The organism is Haloarcula sp. CBA1127, assembly GCF_001485575.1.
In the GTDB taxonomy this organism is placed as follows: Archaea; Halobacteriota; Halobacteria; order Halobacteriales; family Haloarculaceae; genus Haloarcula.
In genome coordinates, this window is the sequence record NZ_BCNB01000006.1 from 14935 (window position 1) to 36794 (window position 21860).

The 21860-nt window shown below is 61.4% G+C and carries 24 protein-coding genes and 1 tRNA gene; 11 read left to right on the forward strand and 14 right to left on the reverse strand.

Annotated features, from left to right (window positions below):
- The first annotated feature begins 257 nt into the window (after positions 1-257).
- Complete coding sequence (locus AV059_RS04680) at positions 258-617, forward strand: PadR family transcriptional regulator (RefSeq protein WP_058992591.1); 360 nt, start codon at positions 258-260, stop codon at positions 615-617.
- Between the two features lie 84 nt (positions 618-701).
- On the opposite strand, the gene AV059_RS04685 is transcribed toward AV059_RS04680, so the two are convergent.
- Genes AV059_RS04685 through AV059_RS04695 form a run of 3 tightly spaced genes read right to left on the reverse strand, consistent with a single transcriptional unit; the run spans position 702 to position 2288 of the window.
- Entirely contained in the window at positions 702-1256 is a 555-nt protein-coding gene (locus AV059_RS04685; RefSeq protein WP_058997450.1) for a hypothetical protein, read from the reverse strand.
- Positions 1249-1845, reverse strand: a complete 597-nt coding sequence (rnhA, locus tag AV059_RS04690; protein WP_058992592.1) for a ribonuclease HI — start codon at positions 1843-1845, stop codon at positions 1249-1251. Before rnhA ends, AV059_RS04685 begins: the two co-directional genes overlap by 8 nt.
- 47 nt (positions 1846-1892) lie before the next feature.
- Positions 1893-2288 (reverse strand): hypothetical protein, encoded by a 396-nt coding sequence (locus AV059_RS04695; RefSeq protein ID WP_058992594.1) that lies wholly within the window; start codon positions 2286-2288, stop codon positions 1893-1895.
- 100 nt (positions 2289-2388) lie between these two features.
- On the opposite strand from AV059_RS04695, the gene nreA reads away from it, so the two are divergent.
- Positions 2389-3678: a DNA repair protein NreA gene (gene nreA, locus AV059_RS04700; protein ID WP_058992596.1), complete on the forward strand. Its 1290-nt coding sequence runs from the start codon at positions 2389-2391 to the stop codon at positions 3676-3678.
- Between the two features lie 42 nt (positions 3679-3720).
- Here nreA and AV059_RS04705 read toward each other — a convergent pair whose 3' ends face one another.
- Together AV059_RS04705 and AV059_RS21970 are read right to left on the reverse strand one after the other, a co-directional pair.
- Complete coding sequence (locus AV059_RS04705) at positions 3721-4587, reverse strand: DUF4013 domain-containing protein (RefSeq protein WP_058992598.1); 867 nt, start codon at positions 4585-4587, stop codon at positions 3721-3723.
- Between the two features lie 102 nt (positions 4588-4689).
- Positions 4690-4851: a zinc ribbon domain-containing protein gene (locus AV059_RS21970; protein ID WP_154021003.1), complete on the reverse strand. Its 162-nt coding sequence runs from the start codon at positions 4849-4851 to the stop codon at positions 4690-4692.
- A 191-nt stretch (positions 4852-5042) separates the two neighbouring features.
- Between AV059_RS21970 and AV059_RS04710 the strand changes: the two genes are divergently transcribed.
- Positions 5043-5459 (forward strand): low molecular weight phosphatase family protein, encoded by a 417-nt coding sequence (locus AV059_RS04710; RefSeq protein WP_058992600.1) that lies wholly within the window; start codon positions 5043-5045, stop codon positions 5457-5459.
- Here AV059_RS04710 and AV059_RS04715 read toward each other — a convergent pair whose 3' ends face one another.
- The 6 genes from AV059_RS04715 to AV059_RS04740 form a co-directional block, all read right to left on the reverse strand.
- Entirely contained in the window at positions 5460-6317 is an 858-nt protein-coding gene (locus tag AV059_RS04715; protein WP_058992602.1) for a hypothetical protein, read from the reverse strand.
- A gap of 204 nt (positions 6318-6521) precedes the next feature.
- The gene (locus tag AV059_RS04720; protein ID WP_058992604.1) at positions 6522-6986 is read right to left on the reverse strand and encodes a hypothetical protein; all 465 of its coding nucleotides are present in this window, start codon (positions 6984-6986) and stop codon (positions 6522-6524) included.
- A gap of 144 nt (positions 6987-7130) precedes the next feature.
- Complete coding sequence (locus AV059_RS04725; protein ID WP_228841748.1) at positions 7131-7778, reverse strand: hypothetical protein; 648 nt, start codon at positions 7776-7778, stop codon at positions 7131-7133.
- 191 nt (positions 7779-7969) lie between these two features.
- A tRNA-Ile gene (locus tag AV059_RS04730) sits at positions 7970-8043 on the reverse strand.
- Between the two features lie 81 nt (positions 8044-8124).
- The gene (locus AV059_RS04735) at positions 8125-8682 is read right to left on the reverse strand and encodes an FxsA family protein (RefSeq protein ID WP_058992607.1); all 558 of its coding nucleotides are present in this window, start codon (positions 8680-8682) and stop codon (positions 8125-8127) included.
- A 73-nt stretch (positions 8683-8755) separates the two neighbouring features.
- Positions 8756-10132, reverse strand: coding sequence for a cytochrome P450 (locus tag AV059_RS04740; RefSeq protein WP_058992609.1), 1377 nt, complete (start codon positions 10130-10132; stop codon positions 8756-8758).
- An 81-nt stretch (positions 10133-10213) separates the two neighbouring features.
- On the opposite strand from AV059_RS04740, the gene AV059_RS04745 reads away from it, so the two are divergent.
- Both AV059_RS04745 and AV059_RS04750 read left to right on the forward strand, forming a co-directional pair.
- On the forward strand, positions 10214-11827 hold the full coding sequence (locus AV059_RS04745; RefSeq protein WP_058992611.1) for a DUF255 domain-containing protein: 1614 nt from the start codon (positions 10214-10216) through the stop codon (positions 11825-11827).
- 76 nt (positions 11828-11903) lie between these two features.
- Entirely contained in the window at positions 11904-12710 is an 807-nt protein-coding gene (locus AV059_RS04750; RefSeq protein ID WP_058992613.1) for a TrmB family transcriptional regulator, read from the forward strand.
- A gap of 135 nt (positions 12711-12845) precedes the next feature.
- Here AV059_RS04750 and mptA read toward each other — a convergent pair whose 3' ends face one another.
- From mptA to AV059_RS04765, 3 genes are all read right to left on the reverse strand, one after another.
- Positions 12846-13775: a GTP cyclohydrolase MptA gene (gene mptA, locus AV059_RS04755; protein WP_058992615.1), complete on the reverse strand. Its 930-nt coding sequence runs from the start codon at positions 13773-13775 to the stop codon at positions 12846-12848.
- A gap of 97 nt (positions 13776-13872) precedes the next feature.
- The gene (locus tag AV059_RS04760) at positions 13873-14472 is read right to left on the reverse strand and encodes a response regulator (RefSeq protein ID WP_058992617.1); all 600 of its coding nucleotides are present in this window, start codon (positions 14470-14472) and stop codon (positions 13873-13875) included.
- Between the two features lie 74 nt (positions 14473-14546).
- Positions 14547-15584 carry an AsnC family transcriptional regulator gene (locus tag AV059_RS04765; RefSeq protein ID WP_058992619.1) on the reverse strand — a complete coding sequence of 346 codons (1038 nt, stop codon included), beginning with the start codon at positions 15582-15584 and terminating at the stop codon, positions 14547-14549.
- A 109-nt stretch (positions 15585-15693) separates the two neighbouring features.
- On the opposite strand from AV059_RS04765, the gene AV059_RS04770 reads away from it, so the two are divergent.
- From AV059_RS04770 to AV059_RS04795, 6 genes are all read left to right on the forward strand, one after another.
- On the forward strand, positions 15694-16779 hold the full coding sequence (locus AV059_RS04770; protein WP_058992621.1) for an anthranilate phosphoribosyltransferase: 1086 nt from the start codon (positions 15694-15696) through the stop codon (positions 16777-16779).
- A 57-nt stretch (positions 16780-16836) separates the two neighbouring features.
- Complete coding sequence (locus tag AV059_RS04775; RefSeq protein WP_058992623.1) at positions 16837-17769, forward strand: alpha/beta fold hydrolase; 933 nt, start codon at positions 16837-16839, stop codon at positions 17767-17769.
- Positions 17770-17935: 166 nt separating this feature from the next.
- The gene (locus AV059_RS04780; RefSeq protein ID WP_058992624.1) at positions 17936-18484 is read left to right on the forward strand and encodes a peptidylprolyl isomerase; all 549 of its coding nucleotides are present in this window, start codon (positions 17936-17938) and stop codon (positions 18482-18484) included.
- Between the two features lie 39 nt (positions 18485-18523).
- Positions 18524-19312, forward strand: a complete 789-nt coding sequence (locus AV059_RS04785; RefSeq protein ID WP_058992626.1) for an MOSC domain-containing protein — start codon at positions 18524-18526, stop codon at positions 19310-19312.
- Between the two features lie 54 nt (positions 19313-19366).
- On the forward strand, positions 19367-19708 hold the full coding sequence (locus tag AV059_RS04790) for a hypothetical protein (RefSeq protein ID WP_004518518.1): 342 nt from the start codon (positions 19367-19369) through the stop codon (positions 19706-19708).
- 267 nt (positions 19709-19975) lie between these two features.
- Complete coding sequence (locus tag AV059_RS04795; RefSeq protein WP_058992628.1) at positions 19976-21823, forward strand: ABC transporter substrate-binding protein; 1848 nt, start codon at positions 19976-19978, stop codon at positions 21821-21823.
- The last annotated feature ends 37 nt before the right edge of the window (positions 21824-21860 follow it).

Below are 21860 nucleotides of genomic sequence, written 5' to 3' on the forward strand. Positions count from 1 at the left end.
ATAGCCGCAGCTATTCGGTATTATGCCCTATATAACCCAATAATATCTAACTATAGATATATTCTTAGATTACACTTACCACCTGTAAACGACAATCTGAAAGCAAATTAATCGGAAACTCAGTTCAACTGAGGGCACATAATATAATCTTTCCGATACTATTGTAGCTGCTAGTTGTGTGGTGGTTAATGCCCCACAGCAGGCGTTGTGCGCCAGAGTTAACAAGTGTTAAATAGCTTGCTGACATTTACTCAACTATGTCAGAGGCACAAACAGTTACTGACAGTCCGGGCATCGCAAAAGAACTCACCGCTTTTCAGCAGAATATCCTAGTAATACTCGCTGAAGAGCCGCGGTATGGTCTCGCTATCAAGCGCGAACTGGAAGAATACTACAACGACGAAGTCAACCACGGTCGCCTGTACCCGAACCTCGACGACCTCGTCGAGATGGGACTCGTCGAGAAGAGCGAACTCGACAAGCGAACGAACCAGTACTCCCTGACAGAGTCGGGCAAGGACGCAGTCCTCGACCAGCTCGGATGGGTGTTCGGGAAGTTCATCTCCGACGACGGTCGAGCCGACGAACTCCGTGATCTGATCACGGCACAGCAGTAGACTCGCATCTGGGCACCTGCGAACTACTGTTAATCAATTCTTAACGCGAAACAAACGCTGACTACCGACGGGTATACCAAACAGTTACGCGTCGGGGACGCGGCCACCGGCTTCTTCCACAGTGAGACGGATCGACTGGTCGAGGACCGACTGTTGTTCCGCAGTTGGCCAGGCGTTCCGTCGGACGTAGTCGTCCCGAAACTCCTGTATTTCGTCCGGTGTCGCCTCCGAGATAGGTTTCGCGTAGTGATTACCCATGAAATCGGCGAGCAGCTCCGCGTTAGCGCCGTGTGTCTCACCGTGTGCTTCGGTCACAGCTTCGACGACGGCTCGGTTTGCAGTGTCGATTTCCGCCCACTCGTCAGGGTCACCGGGACCCGAAAGCCGTATCTCGACGCCACGGTCGATGTCGTCGACCCGCTCCGGACGGATGACGCCGTCATCGACCCATTCGACGGGATGGCAGACGAGCACGTCACCCGTCTCGTCGTTCCTGATGCGGGCAGTGTAGTCGTACTCGGCGAGGGTTTCGTCGCGTTCGGTCCTGTAGGCGTCGGCCTCGGCATCATCGACCGCCTCGCGAGCGAGTCTGGTCAGCCGTTCGGCCTGTTCGGTCACGTCTGTCGGCAGGTCAGTCATCGTCGAGTGCGTCATTAGCTAGTTGGTCCGCACGGTCGTTTATTTCCCGCGGAACGTGCTCTATCTGCCAGTCGTCAAAGTCGGTCAGCAGTTCACGCACGCGGACGCGGTTTTCGCGCAGTTCTGGGTCGTTCGTATCCCACTCACCGCGGACCTGTTTGACGATAAGCTCTGAATCACCTCGGATATGAACATCGTCGAATCCGTAATCGCGTGCGACTTCGGTCGCGCGGATGAGCGCTCTGTATTCCGCCTGGTTGTTCGTCGCCGTTCCGATCGTCTCCCCGCCCTCGGTGACGATTCCGCTGTCGTCCACCAGCACATATCCGACCGAGGCCGGCCCCGGATTGCCACGCGATGCGCCATCAAAATACGCATGGACGCGCCCGCCGTCATTGCCGCGCAGCAGGGCCTCAAGTCGTGCGGTCTCCTCGCCCTGCACAACGACTTTTCCCTCATAGGCGACCGCCGTCGAGCCGCCGTATTCGACGCGCCAGCGCTCGTGGTCGGTGTTTCCTTGTTGAATGTCGAGTCCCGCATCCGCCAGCTGCTCGCGGGCCGTCGTCTCGTCGCATTCGATGACCGGCATTGTCCGAGGGTGGCTGACCCGTCGGTATAGACGTTGTGGTCGGCCCGTCAGTTGCCGGCGTTTCTGCTGAGTCGCTCGGCACCGGTCTGTCGGCCCTCTTCGCCGCCCAAGAACCGACCTAGAACACCGACCAGCCCGCCAACGGTGACAACGGCTCCGGTGGCGAACATGATCGACAGGATTGGGTCGACAGGCTCGATGAGGATGGGTGAGAGAAACAGGACAATCCCGGACAGTATAGCTATCGCCGCTGCAACGGGGCTTACCTGTTTCCCTGACGAGACGCGGTAGGTGGAGTGTGCGAGTGTGAGGGCCGCGAGTTCCCCGACGAGAAGGTTGACGAGCGCCTGCTGGTACGCGACCGGAATGACAGCAGAGACGAATACGACAACCATGCTGACCAGCGTTGCGCCGAGCATGAACCACTTCGTGGCATCTACCATAATTTATATCACCTGTTGTTACTCAATCCAACCCTGTAAGAGTTGCTCACCCACAGACCGCCGGAAAGGTTCTTATCGGGGAGGACCGAAGGCGTGACAGATGCAACTCGACGAGTTCATCGAGGGGTTCGAGGAGGACGAAGCCGCACAGCGGCGCCGCCTCGCAGCGGAGAAGTCCTACGCCATCACGGACCACCTCGAAGACGTCGAGCGGCAGTTCGAGGCCGCAGTGCAAGGGGATTCGCTGTTCGGGTCGACAGCCCCGGAAATCTTCGTCGGCCGGTCGGGGTACCCCAACGTCTCGACGGGCCTGCTCTCCCCGGTTGATACCGACGCCGCTGCTTCCGGGTTCGCGACCAGCGGCGACTGGTACCAGGAGGGACTGGGTATCGAGGACGTCCTCCAGCGCCGGACCGGCATGGTGAACTCCACCCAGACGACATCAGTCGATTCCGTCAGCGCCAGTGGCGGGCGGGGCGGTGGCGGAGTCCACGACGTCTGGAACGGGTTCGTCGGCGTTCAGCGCGAGGTCGCCATCGCTGACCATCCCGTCGACGTGGAGGTGGGTCTCGACGGCACTCCCGAGATGGATGTGAGCTTTGACGACGTCGGGACACCGACGGGGCCGCGAGCCCACGCGACCGGTGCCGACCTGGCAGAGAATCCCCACGTTCCCCGACCCGTCGAAAAGACGTTGTCGGACGACGACTGGCGCGCGGAGGGCGCAATGGCGTACCTGTACCGCCGGGGATTCGACGTGTACGACATCAACACCATCCTCTCGGCGGGCGCGCTCGGACAGGCCAGCGAGCGGTCGCTGGTGCCGACACGGTGGTCGATCACCGCCGTCGACGACACGGTCGGGCAGTACGTCCGCGGCACGCTTCGCAACGCTGACACCATCGACAAGCCGGAGCTGTGGTACAACGAGTACATGGGGAACCGCTACTGGGTCGTGCTTGCGCCCGGTCGCTGGGAGTTCGAACTCGTCGAGATGAAAGCCCCCCAGAGCGTCTGGAACCCACGCCCCGAGACAGGCTACTACATGTCCAGTGCTCACGAGGGCTACGAGGGACGGACCGCCTACGTTGAGGAGACCGCCGGAGCGTACTACGCGGCACGACTCGGCGTCCTCGAACACCTGCAGGAGCGCGACAGACAGGCGAAGTGTCTGGTACTACGGGAGATCACCGACGACTACTGGGCGCCGGTCGGCGTCTGGCAGGTGCGCGAGGGCGTCCGCAATGCGTTCGACGGCGAGCCCGGGACTGCCCAGTCCTTCCGGGAGACGCTGACGGCCATCGCCGACCAGCTCCCCGTCACTCTCGGGCAGTTACGACGCAAGTCCGAACTTGTTGCCGGGCTCCAGTCGCAGTTAAGCGATTTCTAACAGCGCTTCGCGTTGCGGTGAACGACCCATATCCAGCAACCGTTATCGGTGTCGCCCGCTGTCACCGTCACCGACGTCATCCCAGGCTGAAGTGCCGAATCCGCTCTCGTCGGTGTCGTCGCTCCTGCCCGAATCGTCGGCGTAACTATCACCCACCGGATCGTTCACATCCGAGGTGGTCCCTGCCGTGGATGGGCCGGACCCATGTGTCCCGCCAGTCGAAGTGGTGGATACGAGCGGCGGTTCGCCGTACTCCTCCTCGTATGCGTCCGCGAAGCCACGCCCCCAGATATACATGATCGCGGACTGGCCGACGAACGCGAGGAACGGAACTACGAGGTAGCCAATAATGGTGAACCCCAGGACGGTCGCTCCAACGGAGACGAGGATGTTGACCGCAAACGCCATCACCACGGCCATCAGCATCGTTCGGTTCGTCCCAACAGACGAGAGAACATCACGGTCAAAGCCCGCAGCGATACTGTCCGTCCGGACGAAGTTCCCCGTCGCAACGGGCAGTACCACTGCCATTGCAAGAACTCCGATAAAGTAGAGCAAAGCAGCAACGAGCAAGCCGACGAGCAGCAATCCCTCCGAGCCGCCGAGTCCACCGCCGAGCACCAGCAGGCCCGGGATGGCAAGCACGAGTGTGAGCAGCAGGCCGTACCCCATAACAACGACCGTATGTCGGACTCCGTCAACGGTTATGTCGACCAGATCCAGTTCGTCCCAGGCTGGCGGCGTGTCAGTCTCACCCCTGAGGACACGGCGCATTACTTCGAGCATATATCCCTGGAACGTGAACAATGGAACGAGCAAAAAGCCGAAAAACAGTACAACCCCACCGAGTGCGACGCGTTTGGCCCAGTCATCGCCCTGTGTCTGATAGCGAAGTGCGTCCTCTATCATGTTCAGTCAGTCTTAAGATAGGTTCAAATAAGTTGTGTCATAATTGAAAACGAGCCAGACATCCCAGTTCTTGGACCAGTTCAGTACGGGCAACGGCGTGGATCAGGTTCGATCGGTGCTGTGTGGCGGAACCTCGACAAACGCCGGGGCATCGACTTCTTCGGCACAAACCGGGCATCCAACGACCAACAGGCGCTCCCGGACGCCATCGTCGACCGTTGCACACGCACCACAGTTCGGGCATGTGAAGCGGTACTCCGGCATGTATTCAGCCACGGACTTGGATAGCCGAAGGAACTGCCCCCTCAATGTGGAGGGGCTATACGTACGTGGGAGCGTCCCGCTCGCGGGTCAGCTCGCCAACCGCTACTGCCGTACGATGGAGGATCTCAGATATATAGCCCACAATAGCTGTCTTAGGAAGGATTATTCCACTCGCTCGGTACGATTACACGATGACTGATACGCCGCTGAAGTTCGGGTTCGTCTGCGTCCAGAACGCGGGCCGGAGCCAGATGTCCGCAGCGTTTGCCGAGCGGGAACGCACCCGTCGCGGACTCGAAGATACGGTCGAAATCCTGACGGGCGGCACAGACCCCGCGGACGAAGTGCATCCGGGAGTCGTCGATGCGATGGATGAACTCGGCATCGACCTCTCTGACCGGGTCCCACAAGCAATTTCGGACGACGAACTCAACGAGTGTACTGTCGTTGCGACAATGGGGTGTTCGACGCTCGAACTCGACGCCGATGTCGCAGTGCGCGACTGGGCGCTAGAGGACCCACACAGACGGCCGATCGAGCAGGTCCGGGAAATCCGAGATGAGATCGAAGAGCGTGTCGCCGACCTGTTCGACGAGTACACCGGATAGCTACCACTCGACGTACGTGAGATACTCGACCTGTTCGTACTCCAGTAGCCACGTCCCGTAGCTATCCGTGACCTCGATTCCCTCGTGCTCCCGAATGCGGTCAGTGACCGACCGAAAGGCCTCGTCATTCTGGAAGTACCCGCCGTCGATCGCCTCTGCAACGACTTCTCGCTCGGCTTCGGAAAGGCCCGTAAGGGTGAACAGGTACTGGTCTCGAATCTGGTCAGCAAACGAGTCGACACCCGACGCAACTTCCGTCGCTTCGTACCGGTATTTCGTCTCTGTTGTCGTTCGTGTGCTGACCGTCACCCGATAGCGGTCGCCGTCGTGGACGATAATATCGTACTGGCGCTCCGGAACGAACACCGACCCGTCACCCACTTCCGCGGCGGTTCCGTATCCGATACCCACGTCGTATCCGTCCCCGCTGGGCTGGTTGTCGTCTGAAATAATCGGGTCAAGGCGCTGGCGGTCCGTGGCCGGCAGGTCCTCGTAGGCGATTTCGCCGATCTCAGCCGTCGAATCATCCGGGTCGAAATCGATTCGTACCTCGTACACCGTCACTTCGTTGCTCTCAAGTGCCGTCTCCGAAACTTCGTAGAAGGCATCGTCGATCCGGACGGTATCAATCTGGTCGAACAGCTCGTGTCGCCCTCGGCGCGTCGCAGAGCCGTTTTCGATGGCCTCCGAGGCGACCGTGTACTCCGTCGACTCGGGATCGGGCGACATCGAAACTTCGTCGACGATGTCGGCCGCTGTCGCGTCGTCCATGTCCAGCACGACTGAGGGATGACCGCAGCCGGCGACAGCGACCGAGAGGAGGGCTGTTCCGCTCGCAAGGAACTGGCGTCGTCGCATACAGCTACTGACAGACAACCGGAAGGAAAGTTTTCTGGACCGAGCTTATCTTGTCGCTCTCCCATCGGGGACTCGTTTGAGGAACGAATTCTCAGACATAAATGTCAAAATAAGCAGGACTATCGGCGTAGGTGGCACTAATTTACATAATTTCAGCAGTTAGATACTGCAACACCTGTTTGGTGTGCGTGCGAACCAAGCAATCTACGCTTTTCTCCCCAATAATCTAAGTATTAGTCCGAGCAGAACAAACCCGGCACCGATGAGGCCGATGAGTGCGCCTCCGAGTTGAGCAATGGGACAGCCAAGGCAGTCAGATCTGTACGTCCACACTAAGTAGTATTTGCCATCATGCTGAACGTATGTGTCCCATGTTGTATCATCGTAATATTCAAACTCTGGTGGGAGGCGACTCGTGTTAGTGGTGGTCACTTTTGTGGTATTCTTTGCTGTCAAGAATAGCGATTGAGCCCTATCAGAGAGATTCGAAAATGTGTAATAGTGGTCATGTCCGTCTATCTGATCGACCTCTTCTGCAGTAGCTGGTTCGACGGTGGTTGTGTACTCCGTGACAGGAATCATTGAGAATACGACGGCGCTCCCGCCAATGAAAAAGCATCCAAGAAGCATCCAGAACAGAGGTGTGAGTAATCTTTGATCAGAGGGCATTCAGTCGGAGTTCTGCTGGTTACGATATATGTTTTCGGCCGTCAATCACGCCACCGGAAATAGTTGGAAGTATAGGACAGGAGCATGTCTTCGAGCCATTTGATAGGGTTCGAGTGATCAACATTTGGTCTGTACTGACCATTGCTACGACCAAACATCAGCTATCGGCGGGTCGTTCTCACGGTCAACCGCTGGTAGACCATCGGTATCGGGAACACAGTCTTCAGCTGTTTCGAAATTACACGGACTATCGGCTAACTCGCTACTGGGAAGGTCCCAGTACGCATATGCACCGATGTAATCCACGATACACCGAAATGTGGCCTCTTTGGGCAACGTCGAACGTACCTGCGGCTGTTCCACATCGGAGATCGCCCGCTCTACGGAAGCGTCGAGATTGTCAAGGTCGTCCCACTGCCGACGGGCGAGGTCGTCGCGTATCTCGGACTCGCTCGCAGCTTGCACTGAGTCGAGCGAACACCAGCGCACGGCTTCACGGACATCTGGGTCTTGCAGGTGGTCGTTCGGATCGATTCCTTCCGTAATCGACTCCGAGCAAGACCAGAAGCGACGGTTCGTCGCCCAGTACAGCGCGAGCTTCCACGTCGCCGCTTTGTCAGCGTACGTCTCTCGGTCGTCGTCGCCCTGCTCGAAGGACTCTGTCGCGTCAAGCAGCGAGCCGAACGTCGCACTCAGGTACTTCCCGAGATACGCGCCAGCGGTCGATTCCATTTCATGGCCGTCGTCGCCGAGGTGATACTGCTGAGTCTCGGACCGACCCGAGTCACTCATCAGTACCATCCCGGCGAACCGTCAGTTCGCCTTGGCTAAGACTAATCGCCAGACAGCGGAGGGAGCCGCAAAGGTTGCTTGTGAATTGCTCAGAACGACCCTTATGGATGTACTTCTGAGATGCCGAAAAGAAGCCTCTCAGACGTTGTGAAAACAGATTCGAGTGGGCTGGAAACAGCCCGGAAAGGGAGTGGGCCAACGCGGATTTGAACCGCGAACCTCCCGGTTATCAGCCGAGCGCTCAACCTGATTGAGCTATTGGCCCAACGCATTCTTTTGTACCCGAGGGGTATTGAAAAGGGTAACGTTTCGCGGCCGGTTGGGGATGTGAAACCGCGTCAGGGCTTCAGTTTTCGTCGCTGTCGTCGAAGTCGACGTCAGTGGCTTCGTCTGGGTCGAAGGAAGTGCCGGGACCGGAACCAGAGCCCGAACTAGGGCCACCCTCTGGACCGGTCGGGCCGGGGCCTGCTGGGCCGTTCTCGTCGTCAGGGAAGCCGCCGATGTACACCTGCCCGCTGGCGAAACCGCCGGTCTTGGCGTCGATGTAGGGCCGGACGACCCAGCGGCGCGTGGCGGCGCGGACGGGGTACCGGGTGAACGGTACCGCGAGTAGGAGGCCGACGAAGTCCGTCACCAGGCCGGGGGTGAGGAAGAACGCGCCGGCGGCGATGAGGAGGCCGCCGTCGATGAGTTCGTCGGTCGGGAGTTCGCCGACGGCGAGCCGCTGTTGTATCTTCCGAAGCGTCGCACGGCCTTCGGCGCGGACCAGCAGCATACCGACCAGCGCCGTCAGGACGACGAGGGCGACTGTCACGAGCGAGCCGAGGAACGGTATCGCGACCGTCACCAGCAACACGATGTCGAACAGCGGGATGAGCAGCAATAGCCCGATGACCCGGAGCATACGACTGCTTGCAGGCCCGCCCCCAAACGCCTTTCGAGAGCGGGACCGGGCTATCGATCGCCGAAGGAGCGGGTCAGCGTTCCCGCAGTCGGACTTCGATCGGTTCTGTGGGACTCAGCGTAATCTGCATCGCCAGCGAGAGCGGCGGTTCAGTGACTGCTTCGACGGCGTACTGTTGGGCGATGGTTGCCAGGGCGAGTTTGGCCTCCATCCGGGCAAAACGCATTCCGATGCAGTGGCGCGGGCCGCCACCGAAGGGGTAGTAGGCGTAGTCCGGGAGGGACGCTTCGAGGTCGTCATCCCACCGTTCAGGGCGGAACGCGTCGGGCGCGTCGTACCACCGTTCGTCCCGGTGGACGAGCCACTGCGGGAGAGTGAGCTGGGCGTCCGTTGAGAGTTCGTATCCGCCGAGGGTAACCGGCTCCGTCGGTTGTCGAAACACCGTGAACGCGGGCGGGTACAGCCGTAACACCTCGTTCAGCACGGCATCGAGATACGGCAATTCGAACAGGTCCTCGGGCGTCGGCTGGCTGTCCCCCAGCGTCGCGTCGAGTTCATCATGGATGCGCTCCTGGCGCTTCGGATTATTCGCCAGCAAGAACCAAGCGTAGGTGAGCGTCAGCGCCGTCGTGTCGTGGCCGGCGACAAGAAACGTCAGGAGTTGGTGACCCAGTCGCTCGCGGTCCATCGTCTCGTCGTCGAGCGAGAGCAGCAGGGAGAGTACGTCGTTGCGCGCCTCGCGATCGTTCTCGTCTTCGCGCTGGCGGGCAGCGATAACATCGTCAAGCGTGGACTGGAACTCGGCCAGCGAGCTGTTGACAGCGCGGTTCGTCGCCGTCGGGACCCACAGCGGGAGGTACGCCGACAGCGACCGCGGGTCCAGTCGCTTGCGCAACGCGTCGAGCAGCGGTTCCAGCGCATCCGCAGTGGTCTCGATGTCCACGTCTAACAGTGTCTTGCCGAGAATGTTCAGCGTCAGCGACTGCATATGTGGGAGTACGTCGAGACGCTGGCCGGCGCTCCAGCCCGCCGCCGTCCGATCGGCGAACTCGGTCATCGTGTCGCCGTAGGCGGCGATGCGTTCCCGGTAGAACGCCGGCTGGAGCGCCGTCCGCTGGCGCTGCCATTCCTCACCCTCCAGCAGGAACAGCCCCTCGCCGATAAACTGGCCGAGGGTATCCTGAAGCAGTTGTCCCTTCTCGTATACATCGGCGTCGGTCACCAGCACCTGCTCGACGAGATCGGGATGGCAGACGAAACAGCCCGTCGTCCCGGCGACGCTATACCCCACCACGTCGGCCTCGTGAGCACCGGCGCGGTCATAGAACCCGAGCGGGTCACGCAACATCGCGGCGGTGTTATCGATGAACGGGACACGGCCGAGACGGGGCGGCCGGTCGCCCGGCGTGACCGGTTCCGGTGTTTCGTGAATCGCCTGCTGGGCATCCATCGTCAACGCTTGGGCCGCCCCGCCAATCGGTCTTTCGCCGGGAGTGAGAGGGCCTTTGTACGCCCACCGCCCAGACCTGGTATGGACGAATACGCACGCGACACCAAGGTCGAGTGGCGCGAATGGGGCACAGCCCCGTTCGAGGACGCCGCCGAGTCGGGGAAGCCAGTGCTGCTGGCGCTGACAGTCCCGTGGAGCGCCGAATGCCGAGCGATGGACCGCGGTACGTTCGGTGAGCCCCGCATCGCGGCCAACATCAACGACGGGTTCGTCCCGGTCCGCGTTGACGCCGACCGGAACCCGCGCGTCCGGGAGCGGTACACGATGGGTGGGTTCCCATCGACGGTGTTCCTGACTCCTGAAGGCGAGGTTATCACGGGCGCGACGTTCCTCGGGCCGGACGGGTTTCGCGGTATTCTAGACTCTGTTCGGGAATCGTGGGACGCCCAGGGCGCGGCGGCGGGCTCGATTCCCCGGCAATTGCAGGACGAGTCGCCGCCGGCTGGCGAACTCCGGCCACGCATCGAGGAACACATGGTCGAACAGTTGCTTGGCGCGTTCGACGACGAGTTCGGCGGCTGGGGAACCGACGTGAAGTTCCCGCTCCCGCGGACCGTAGAGTTCGCCCTTGTCCGGGCGCGGGACCAGGCCACCCGGACACTCGAAGCGATTCGGACACACCTGCTCGACACCTACGACGGCGGCTTCTTCCGGTACTCGACGGAGCGCAGCTGGGGGAACCCCCGGCGTGAGAAACTGCTAGACGAGAACGCCGCGCTGGTCCGGGCCTTCGCTCACGGCTACCGGTACACCGGGACTGAGGCGTACCGGGACGCCGCCCAGCGGACCGTCGACTACCTCACGACGACGCTGTGGGCCGGCGACGCGTTCGCCGCGAGTCAGGCCGGGTCGGACGAGTACTACCGGCTGGAGCCGGCCGAGCGCGAAGGGACGGTGTCCCCGAACGTCGATGAGACGGTGTTCGCCGACCGGAACGGGCTCGCCATCGATGCCCTGCTGTGGGTCGCTGCCTACACTGACGACGAGCGCGCCCAGCAGTATGCCAGTCGCGCCCGGGACGCTGTCTGTGAGTCGCTTGTCGACGGCGGCGAGGTCGCCCACTACGACAGCGCGGACAGCGACACCGGCCTGCTGCTGGACCAGGCACAGCTCCTCCAGGGTCTAACGACGAGCTGGCAGGTCCTCGGTGAACCGGGACCGGCCAGCGCTATCGCCGACTGGACCATCGAAAACCGCCAGCAGGACGACGGCGCGTTCCGGGACGGTCCCGACAGCGGCGCAGGGCTGTGTACCCGCTCGCTCCATCCGCTCGACGCGACAGTGGAACTGGCTGACGCCCTTGTCGACCTCGCGGCACTCACCGGCGAGGACCGATACCGCAACGCGGCGCTTTCAGCCGTCGAGTCCTTTGCCGGCGCGGCAGAACGGATGGGCGTTGAGGTGGCCGGCTACGCCGGCGTCGCGGCCCGCCTTCAGCAACCCCAGACGCTCACCGTCGGGGCCGAAGCGGGAACGGACCTCCACCGCGCGGCGCTTCGGCTGGCCGACCACGAGACCACTGTCGTCCCGGAGCCGGACGGCGACGGCACGGCGCGACTCCTCGACGGGGACGCAATCGTCGCCGAGGGGACGACGCCGGCCGAACTCGAAGCCTCACTAACGGGCGACCGCTGACACGAACAACGACAGCAAACGTGGACAAACGGTAAACCCCCGACAAGTTTTTGCACACGTACCCTGATGTATGGGTATGTCCAGTCTCAGAGATCTCGGACTTTCCGAATATGAAGCTAGAGCATACCGGTCACTGCTGGAAACGGGACCGACAACGGCCAAAGAGCTGTCACGGGCCAGCGACGTCCCAATGGGCCGCATCTACGACGTGCTCAACAGCCTCGAAACGTACAATCTCGTCCGTAGCCAGACCGCCAGCAGACCGAAAAAATACGTTGCCGTCGAGCCCGACACGGCCCTCGACCGCCTGCTCGAAGACAAGAAGCGCGAGCTTCAGGAAAAGGTCGGCCAGTACGAGGAAATCGTCGATGACCTCTCGTCACAGCTGGAGTCGGCAGACCCCGTCGAGGAGCCGTTCTGGACGGCCGCCGTCGGTCCCGACAACTCGCTTGACCTGTTGCTTGAGCGGCTGGCTGCCGCCGACGATGAGATTATCATGGTCGGGTCGGCACCCGCTCGGCAGGTCGATATCCTCTCCGGCACCGAGCGGATCGTCGATGAACTCGAAGCGGCGCTAGAACGGGGCGTCGAAGTATCCCTGCTCGTCCGACCCGACCTGTTCGAGAGTCTCCCTGAGAAGGCCAACCGCGAGTACTACGAGCGGCTCTTCCACTACGACAACTACAGCGCCCGCGCCAGTCCGAACATCAGGACCACGTTCGAGCTACTCGACGGCGTTGAGGTCTGTATCGAGGTCCCACACCCGCTGGGCCGCGAGGAAACCTTCGGCGTTATCGACATGAAAGACTCCGATTTCACTGCCGATATCAGCCAGGCGTTCGAAGAACACTGGGCCGAGGCGAAACCAGTCGGGCCGCCGTAGTTGGACCGGAAAGGCGATGAAAAATCGAGGCGCAAACGGCGTCCGTACTCTCGTGGGACACCGCGCTCTCCACTCACGGTTTTGAAGGCTTCGCTGCGCTCAAAAGCTTCCGCGGTTTCGAGGACTTCGCTGCGCTCAGTCCTCGCTGACTTCCTGCCGCAGATCGCCCAACTGCGCCACGCGTTCGGCGTGGGCGTTGTGCTGGTGGATGGACTCGTCGTTGGATTGTTTCATCGTCACGACGGCATCGTCCGACAGGTCCGGGAACGTCTCGACGACGCCCTCGGCGAGCGCGCGAACGCAGTCCTCGACGAACTTGGCATCCTTGTGGGCCTCGTAGGTCATGTGGTCCTCGTCGGGCCGTTTCGCGAGATTGTAGATGCGGGCGCTCATCGAATCACGGGCGACTTCGATGAGTTCGTTCAGGTCGACCTCGGGCGCGCCGTCGCTCTGGACGGTGAGCGTGGCGTGGCCCCGCTGTGAGTGGCCGGCCTGTGGGTTGGTTTCGAGGAACTCCTCGATGACATCCTCTTCGACGTTTAGCTGCTGGAGCGTCTCGCGGGCGCGGGAAGCCGACATCCCCTGTGAGCACGGACAGACGGTCATCCCGGTGACACGAGCACCGATTTCCTCGCTCGTCCCGTCTTCAGTTGCTGTCGCCGAGGCGATGATATCGGCGGTCGACTGTGTCGCCATTTCAGACGCCGGCGTGGATTCGTGGGTGACGTACTCCGCTTCCATCCGAACTTCTGCCTTCGTCGTGTAATCGTGCTTCTCAAGCAGGAGTTCGGCGGCGTCGCCACAGACGTCCTCGACCCGGTAGGCTTCCTCCGACACGGCGGTTTCCAACGTCTCGTCGATAACCTCCATATTGCGGGACATATCGGCACCCTTTCGCCAGGACGGCAGATCCACGAACACTTCGAACTCCGCCATGAGTACGATGGGGTCGCGGTCACGACGCCCCAGTTTGACGAGTTTCTCGACGCCCGTCACACCGACGCGATTGAGACCGACCGTTACGTCCGGACTCGACGCCTGCACGTCCGGGAGTTGTTGACTCATTGCCCTCCCTATGGAAGAGAATCGGTTAGTGTTTTCGAAAGGGTGAGCGGGTAGCCGTGAGCATCGCCACCGCGGAAACTATCTGCTCCGAGCCGGGTCAAAGCTGTGTGCTGTCCGGCATTGAGTCCCCCGTCTCAAAGTTCCGAAACAGCAACTCGAAGTCCGTGGCGTCGAACGAATCCGTGAGTTCGTCAAGCTCCGCCCGGACCTCCGCGAGTTCAGCCTCCAGTGCAGTAAACTCCTCACTCTCATCGAGGACAGCCTGTGGTTTCGACGATTCCAGTGCAGCGTATTTCGCCGTGAGCGAGTAGCACTCACGCAGGCGTTCCTCGTAATCGGCGTACAGAAGCAACTGTTCGATCGTCTGAAAGAGGTCCTCTTTCGACACCGGTTTCAGGACGTAATCATCGAAGGGCATCTCGATGATATCGAAATCGGGGTCCACTGCGGTCACCATCGCCACGCGCGTGTCGTAGCGTTGCTCACGGATAGCCGACAGCACCTCGTCGCCGGAGAGGTCCGGCATCCGCCGGTCTAACAGGACAACGTCGACTGTTGAATCCAGCTTCGAAAGGGCGGCCTCACCACTGTATGCCGTCTCGACTGTGTACCGATCCCCTAACTGGTCCGCGTACACATCGGCCACCGCTGGCTCGTCGTCGACAACGAGGATTGCCGCTCGCCGACCCTTTGTCATTAGCTAGCATATTTACGACAGGATTGCAAAAGGATTCCGGCCGTCTCAAATCAAGCTGCCTTATTCACCAAGGCCTACTGACCGACGATATCGTCGTATCGTGCCCCAGTCTGTTTGAGCGTCTCCGTCGAGTACAGTCGGTCGTGGTCGTACGGGAGGTGGTCGGTCGCGAGTTCGTCTATCTTCTCGTCCACGATGTCCGCTTCGCGCCCATGAATCATCGTAAAGAGGTTGTACTGCCAGTCCTGCTCCGGCCGGCGAGGCCGGTGGTAGCAGAGCGTAACGTAGGGGAGTTCGCCGACTGCCTGTCCGCGCTCGTCGAGGGCGTCGTCCGGCACGTCCCAGACGACCATACAGTTGTTGTCGAACCCGGTGACGATGTGATTCACGACACAGCCGATGCGCTTGATACAGCCGGTTCGCTGGAGTCGCTTGATAGCCGAGAGTACTTCGGACACGTCGGCATCGACAGCGTCCGCCACGTCCCGGTATGGCGTTGCGACAAGTGGGAAGCCAGTCTGGATTTCGAGCAACAACCGCCGGTCCAGTTCCGAGAGGTCCGCGGCGGCGTCTTCGCTTATTCGGGTAGCAGTGGCCTCGGTCGTTTCCAGACTCTCACGGGCGAACCGGTCGCCGTTGACAACCGGGAACTCCAGATCAATGTAGTAGTCGGTCAGCATCGGCAAGACGAGTACCGAACAGCCAGTTCGCTCCTCAATCTCGGCCAGAATCTCGTCGCGTCGCTGTCTGGAGCCTGCAGTGACAACAAACCACATATTCCACTCGTGGTCGCGAGCGTAGTTGTGGTTCACCTGCCGGTACCCGTTGATTATCTCGGCGACCTCGTCGAACCGGTCCTCGGGGGCACTGACAGCAGCCAGCGTCGAAGAGCCGATCACCGGTGGATTGAGAACTGGACCGAACCGGCGGAAGACGCCGTCATCACGAAGTGTTTTGACCCGGTCGAGTGCTGTCTCTGCTGAGACCCCCAGCGCTTCACCGACAGCCTCGAAGGGACGTTCCTGAATCGGGAAGTCACTCTGGAACTCGTCGATGAGCGCAGCGTCTACCTCATCGATCTGCTCGCGCCACTCGCCCGACTGGAGACTCATTGTATCCGGTTAGGAGTGTAGTCGTGTATCCCTTTCGGGAAGACGGTAAGTTCCCACAAATTGAGAACGAAACGCAGGGGCTTTTGAACTCTGGCCCGAACACGTTTCCATGGCGCAAGCGACCCGGGAGTACGGCGAATGGCCGCTCAAACGACTCATGACGGAAGTCGTCGGCTCCGGTCACAAATCGGCCGACGATATGTCACGCACACAGGCCCGGGAGGCGTTCCGACGCATCCTCGGCGACGAACCCGACCACACGACGCTCGGCGCGTTCTGGCTCGCCAACCGGTGGAAACGCAACAGTCCCGAGGAACTGGGTGCGTACGTCGACGTGATGTCCGAGGAATCGGTCGAGACAGCCACGCCGGACGCCGACCCAGTCGACTGCGGGGCCAACTACGACGGCAAGGGCCGGTCCGCGATTCTCGGCGTCGGCGCAGGTGTCGTCGCCGCCGCCGCCGGGACGCCCGTTGTCGTCCACTCCGGCGACCGCGTCCCGACGCAGAAACAGGACGCCTACAAGCACGTGCTGGACGAACTGGGCGTCCGAACCGAAATCGAGCCGAGCGAAAGTGCCGATATGGTCGACGAGGTCGGCTTCGGCTACTACTACCAGCCCGAGTTCAACCCCGGCATCGACGCCCTGTTCGAGCGCCGCGACAACATGGGCGTCCGGACGTTCGTCAACACTGTCGAGACGCTTGCGAACCCCGCCAACGCCAGTGTGCATCTCGGCAGCTTCTACCACCTGGCCTTCGCAAAGAAGATGGTCCGAACGCTCGCCCAGTCCGAAACCAGCAACGTCGAGCGTGCCCTGTTCTTCCAGGGAATGGAAGGCTACGACGACGTTCGCCCCGGCGAGACAATCGTGGCCGAATGGCCCGTCACCGGCGAGGAGTCCGACGACGAGGACATCGCGGACTTCGAAATCCGCACCGGCGAGTACGGGATGGACATCGAGAGCGAGGACCTGCAGGTCGATGACGTGGCCGAAGAGTCGGCGGCGATAACCGAGGCTGTGCTGGCCGGCGAGCGCGAAGACGGCTTTGCCGATGCTGTCGCGCTCAACGCCGCCCTCCGCATCTATGCCCGTGAGGACGCCGACAGTATTCAGGGCGGCCTCGAACAGGCCCGTGAAGCGATTGCCGACGGCAGCGCAGCGGCGACACTCGACGATCTCCGGGCCTTCTAATCCGGCGACGAAGCACGGAGCGGAACCCATTTTTACCGAGCGGGCGAAGGCATTCTGATGGGACAACACGCCAGCGCTCGTGACAGCACTGCGTGGACAGTACCCGCATCGGAAACACCCGGAATCCACGAGCTGGTCGACACCAACGGTATCAGGCTCCATACCGTGACCGCCGGGCCGCCAGACGGCGACCTCGTCGTCCTGTTGCATGGCTTTCCGGAGTTCTGGTACGCCTGGAAACACCAGATTCCGCGACTCGCCGACGCCGGCTACCGCGTGGTTGCACCCGACCTCCGGGGGTACAATCACTCCGACAAGCCCGACGGCGTCGCCGCGTATCACATCGACGAACTGGTCGCTGATGTCGCGGGCCTCGTTTCGGCGCACGACCGCGAACAGGCCCACGTTGTTGGGCACGACTGGGGCGGCGTAATCGCCTGGCAGACCGCCATCGACCGTCCCGATGTCGTCGACCAGCTCGCGGTCCTGAATGCACCCCACCCGTCGGCGTTCGAACGGGAGCTCCGCCGCTCGGCCGACCAGCGCCTGCGGTCCTGGTACGTGCTGTTCTTTCAGCTCCCGGTCCTTCCCGAGGCCAGCCTCCGCTGGAAGGATTTCACCATGTTAGAGCGCATCCTCGCTGACGGGCCGACCCGCCCCGACGCCTTCACCGATACCGACGTGACGCGGTACAAGCGGGCGCTCGGGCAACCGGGTGCACGTACGGCCGCGGTCAACTACTACCGGGCACTCGTCCGGCGGAACGCAAAGCTGACGCTCACAGCGGGCGGCGTCGGCAACCGTCCAGTGACAGCGTCAACGCTCCTTATCTGGGGGGTTCAGGACGATGCGCTCTCGCTCGACCTGACCCAGGACCTCGAAGAATGGGTCCCGGACTGTCGAGTCGAGCGGCTCCCGGCGGCGAGCCACTGGGTCCAGTTCGACGCCCCCGAGCAGGTGTCAGAGCTACTGCTGTCACACCTACCGTAGCCCGGCGCAGCGAACAGCCGACACTCCCGCTCGCGTGGCGACGTGTCGGACTCCCGCGACCCGCCACACGACGGCTACTCAGACCATAGCAGCGATGGCCTCGTTTCGGTACTTGAACTCTCGGTCAGTGGGCAAGCTTTTCTGCCGGGCTTCCCTCCGATTGAATATGAGTGACCTGACTGCGACCCTCCACACGACAGAGGGCGAGATCGAAGTCGAACTGTACGACGAGCGCGTGCCGACGACCGTCGAGAACTTCGTCGGCCTGGCCGAAGGGGCCGACGACTACGACGGGACCGAAGTCGGTCCGGGGACTGGCGCGTGGGAAGACCCTGAATCCAGCGAGAAGCGCATCGACCCGCTGTACACTGATATCGACATCCACCGAATCATCGAGAACTTCATGATCCAGATGGGCGACCCGACCGGCACCGGTCGCGGCGGCCCCGGCTACTCCTTCGACGACGAGTTCCACGACGAGCTCAGCCACGACGGCCCGGGCGTCCTCAGCATGGCCAACAGCGGCCCGAACACCAACGGCTCACAGTTCTTCATCACCCTCGACGCCCAGCCCCACCTCGACGGCAAGCACGCCGTCTTCGGGAAGGTCATCGACGGGATGGACGTTGTCGAGTCTATCGGCAGCGTCGACACCGACCGCAACGACGCGCCGACCGAGGAGATGCTACTGGAATCGGTCGAAGTTCACCGGTAACCACACAACGTTTTCGTCGTTCCGGCCGAGCACCCGGTAGTGGCACACGTCGAGCGACTCACCGTCTACCCCGTCAAGGCACTGGACGGCATGGACTGCAACTCAGTATCGATCCGCCCGGGCGGGACGCTGGCGCACGACCGCGAGTTCGCCATGTTCGACGGCGACGGCGGCGTGGTCAACGGGAAGCGGACCGACCGCGTCCACGACATTGACACCGGCTACGATCCCGAAACGGGAACGCTATCGGTTACCAGCGAAGCCGACAGTGCATCGTTCGAACTCCGGGATGCAGGTGAGCGCATCCGAGCGGCCGACTGGCTCAGCGAATTTTTCGATGTGGACCTGACCGTCGAGCGCGACGAGACGCTTGGCTACGTCGACCGGCGGGAGATGGGGCCGTCGGTCATCAGCACCGCGACGCTGGAAACTGTGGCATCGTGGTTCGACGACGTGACCGTCGACGGACTGCGACGGCGACTTCGCGCGAACGTCGAAATCGGCGGCGTCCCGGCGTTTTGGGAGGACCGCTTCGTCGGCGCGGAGGCTCCCGCATTCCAGGCCGGCGGCGTTCGCTTTGAAGGAGTGACACCCTGTGGTCGCTGTGTGGTCCCCCAGCGGGACCCCGATACCGGCGAGGAAACCCCGGGGTTCCGGGAACAGTTCATCGAACGCCGGCAAGAGACGTTTCCGGAGTGGGCCGACCGGGACGCCTTCGATCACTTCTACACCCTGATGCTCATTGCCCGCGTTCCCAAGGCCGACCGCGGTTCGGACCTTGCCGTCGGAGACGCTGTCGAGGTCGTGCCGGCAGTCGAAACGTCGTGAAGGAACGGCAGCGAGACCGACAATCGAAAGGCGGTCCGCCCCGAACAGAGTGTAATGGCAGACGCGGACGACCACGTCGACCCGAGCGAATTCGGCGAACAGGACGGTCCCCCAATCGAAGAGAAACCGTACAAGATCATCTTCGAGGCCAACAAGTGCTTCGGCGCGGGCAAGTGCGCCGAGAAGTCGCGCAACTGGACGCTCGACCTGGACACCGGCATCGCCAAGCCCGAGGCGTACTTCATCGACGAATCAGACCTCGATCACAATATCGCGGCCGCAGAGGCCTGCCCGGCGAAGAAAGACAGGGGCATCATCCACGTCATCGATCGGCGAACGAACGAAGAAATCGCCCCGGACCCGAACGGCGACGGGTCACTCTCCGTCGACTGGTAGCGCAGTTTCCGACAGCGGCAGCTGTTACTCCCACCTATCAATCCACGTAGAGACCGGTGCGCGCGGTCAATGATACCAGTAATTCAGTTCTGCTGGGTAGAATATCTGTATGCAGGAAACAACCACTACAGGATATATCATGTAAGATTACTATAGATAATAAACTGAATTTCTTCATGCGAGCAGTTTAATATTTCAAGCTACTGTATGACATAACTTCTATTTGTAGGGGGCAATTTGGGTATCAATATGCCACGTTCAAGTAGCATGGAACGGCGATCGTTTCTGAAAGCAACGGGCAGTGCTGCGGCGGCCGCAGCGCTGGCAGGATGTTCCAGTGATAGCGACGAGACTGAGGGAACAGAGGAGGGGACTGGCGGCGGTATGGACTCGACAGACGGCAGTGGGGGCGATGTCGGGACCGACCTGAAACAAGAGGGGGACCTCTGGCGGGTCAACACGGGCACGATGACGACGATGGACCCGATCGAGGCGACAGACACCTCGTCGGGGATCGTCATCCAGCAGATGTTCGATCCGCTGATGAACTATCCCGACGCGCAGCCCGCTGTAGAGGGGCTTATGGCTGCGGACTACGAAGTATCTGAGGACTTCACAACCTACACGTTCCAGTTGAAGGATGCGACCTTCCACAACGGGGACACCGTAACCGCCAGCGACTTTGTCTACGCGTTCGAGCGGCTGACGGCATCTGACAACTCCAGTCGTGCCTATTTCGTTCTGGACTCGCTGGGCGTGACACACGAAACGACGACCGAGACGGTCGACGGCGAGGAGCAGGAAGTGTACAAGCCGGGGACGCTTGGCGTCGAAGCTGTCGACGAAACGACGCTCGAAATCCAGTTGGAGTCACCGTTTGCCTCCACGCTGGAGATGCTTGCGTATTCCTCCTTCGCACCGGTTCCTGAGGGCATGATCGGCGACATCGAAGGGTACGAGGGCGAGGTCACACAGGCCGAGTTCTCCAGTTCGAGCCCGGTCGGCAACGGGCCCTTCGAGTTCGATACATGGGACTCCGGCACTGAGGCCAGGGTCAGCGCGTACGACGACTATTACGGCGAGAGCCCAAACGTCGACGGCGTCCACTTTGCGGTCATCGAGAGCGATTCAGCCAATTACAACTACGCGATGAACCGCAATGCCGATATCTTCGAGCTCCCCACAGCGCAGTACGACCCCGGGAAGGTATCTGTCGAGGAGGAAGACGACCAGGGACGTCAGAACGGGACCTACGGCGAGTTGCGTAACGGCGCCACGGCCAATTACTCCGCTGTGTCGAGCATCGGGGTGTTCTATCTCGGCTTTAATATGGCCAGCGTGCCCAAGCCGGTCCGCCAGGCGGTCGCGTACGCGATGAACCAGCACACCGTTGTCGAGCAGGTCTTCAAACAGCGCGGCGAGCCTGCCTACAACTTCACGCCGAAATCCATCTTCCCCGGCGGCCCCCAGAACTACAACGACCGCGCCGAAAACGAGTACCCGTACGGCTACGACGACAGCCAGCTCGGAGAGGCCCGCTCAGTGATGGAAGAGGCTGGCTACGGCGAAAACGAGCGTTTCGCCATGGAGCTGACAATCTACGAGTCCGGTGTCTGGAGCGAAACCGCAAGCATCCTTCGGGACCAGCTTGAGAGTGTCTTCATCGACCTCGAAGTCAATCGAGCGCCGTTCAACACGCTCCTCGAACGTGGTCGCAACGGCGAACTAGAGATGTACTCGCTTGGCTGGATCGCCGACTGGCCCGCCCCGGACAACTTCCTCCAGCTGCTGAACCCGCCACAGACCGATACGAGCCTCGATTTCCCGATTTCCTACGTCAACTGGCAGCCGGAGAACGGCGACGCTGCACAGCAGGCTGAGGAGGCGTATCAGTCAATCGGCGAGAACCCAGCACCGACAGAAGAGGACCAGGCCGCCCGGAACGACGCGTACATCCAGCTTGAGAATGCCAACTGGGAAGACGTCGCAATGCTGCCGGTGTATCACGAGCTGCGGGAGTTGTTCTGGTACGACCATGTCGACTTTACGCCGCCAGCCGGGATGGGGCCAAGCCGACAGAAGATGGACACTGTGTCGCTCGGAGACAGAGAGTAATCGCGTCCCTGCTGGCGTAATCGTCCCCGTCGCAGTT

Bases quoted from the DNA above. Each gene is read 5' to 3' on its own strand.
- AV059_RS04735 (WP_058992607.1), bottom strand. From the start codon at position 8,682: ATGCTCCGGGTCATCGGGCTATTGCTGCTCATCCCGCTGTTCGACATC.
- AV059_RS04765 (WP_058992619.1), bottom strand. From the start codon at position 15,584: ATGAGTCTCCAGTCGGGCGAGTGGCGCGAGCAGATCGATGAGGTAGAC.
- AV059_RS04705 (WP_058992598.1), bottom strand. From the start codon at position 4,587: ATGATAGAGGACGCACTTCGCTATCAGACACAGGGCGATGACTGGGCC.
- AV059_RS04790 (WP_004518518.1), top strand. From the start codon at position 19,367: ATGGCAGACGCGGACGACCACGTCGACCCGAGCGAATTCGGCGAACAG.
- AV059_RS04725 (WP_228841748.1), bottom strand. From the start codon at position 7,778: ATGAGTGACTCGGGTCGGTCCGAGACTCAGCAGTATCACCTCGGCGAC.
- AV059_RS04775 (WP_058992623.1), top strand. From the start codon at position 16,837: ATGGGACAACACGCCAGCGCTCGTGACAGCACTGCGTGGACAGTACCC.
- AV059_RS04715 (WP_058992602.1), bottom strand. From the start codon at position 6,317: ATGCGACGACGCCAGTTCCTTGCGAGCGGAACAGCCCTCCTCTCGGTC.
- AV059_RS04760 (WP_058992617.1), bottom strand. From the start codon at position 14,472: ATGACAAAGGGTCGGCGAGCGGCAATCCTCGTTGTCGACGACGAGCCA.
- AV059_RS21970 (WP_154021003.1), bottom strand. From the start codon at position 4,851: ATGCCGGAGTACCGCTTCACATGCCCGAACTGTGGTGCGTGTGCAACG.
- AV059_RS04770 (WP_058992621.1), top strand. From the start codon at position 15,694: ATGGCGCAAGCGACCCGGGAGTACGGCGAATGGCCGCTCAAACGACTC.
- AV059_RS04710 (WP_058992600.1), top strand. From the start codon at position 5,043: ATGACTGATACGCCGCTGAAGTTCGGGTTCGTCTGCGTCCAGAACGCG.
- AV059_RS04695 (WP_058992594.1), bottom strand. From the start codon at position 2,288: ATGGTAGATGCCACGAAGTGGTTCATGCTCGGCGCAACGCTGGTCAGC.
- AV059_RS04795 (WP_058992628.1), top strand. From the start codon at position 19,976: ATGGAACGGCGATCGTTTCTGAAAGCAACGGGCAGTGCTGCGGCGGCC.
- rnhA (WP_058992592.1), bottom strand. From the start codon at position 1,845: ATGCCGGTCATCGAATGCGACGAGACGACGGCCCGCGAGCAGCTGGCG.
- AV059_RS04680 (WP_058992591.1), top strand. From the start codon at position 258: ATGTCAGAGGCACAAACAGTTACTGACAGTCCGGGCATCGCAAAAGAA.
- mptA (WP_058992615.1), bottom strand. From the start codon at position 13,775: ATGAGTCAACAACTCCCGGACGTGCAGGCGTCGAGTCCGGACGTAACG.
- AV059_RS04720 (WP_058992604.1), bottom strand. From the start codon at position 6,986: ATGCCCTCTGATCAAAGATTACTCACACCTCTGTTCTGGATGCTTCTT.
- AV059_RS04745 (WP_058992611.1), top strand. From the start codon at position 10,214: ATGGACGAATACGCACGCGACACCAAGGTCGAGTGGCGCGAATGGGGC.
- AV059_RS04685 (WP_058997450.1), bottom strand. From the start codon at position 1,256: ATGACTGACCTGCCGACAGACGTGACCGAACAGGCCGAACGGCTGACC.
- nreA (WP_058992596.1), top strand. From the start codon at position 2,389: ATGCAACTCGACGAGTTCATCGAGGGGTTCGAGGAGGACGAAGCCGCA.
- AV059_RS04780 (WP_058992624.1), top strand. From the start codon at position 17,936: ATGAGTGACCTGACTGCGACCCTCCACACGACAGAGGGCGAGATCGAA.
- AV059_RS04740 (WP_058992609.1), bottom strand. From the start codon at position 10,132: ATGGATGCCCAGCAGGCGATTCACGAAACACCGGAACCGGTCACGCCG.
- AV059_RS04750 (WP_058992613.1), top strand. From the start codon at position 11,904: ATGTCCAGTCTCAGAGATCTCGGACTTTCCGAATATGAAGCTAGAGCA.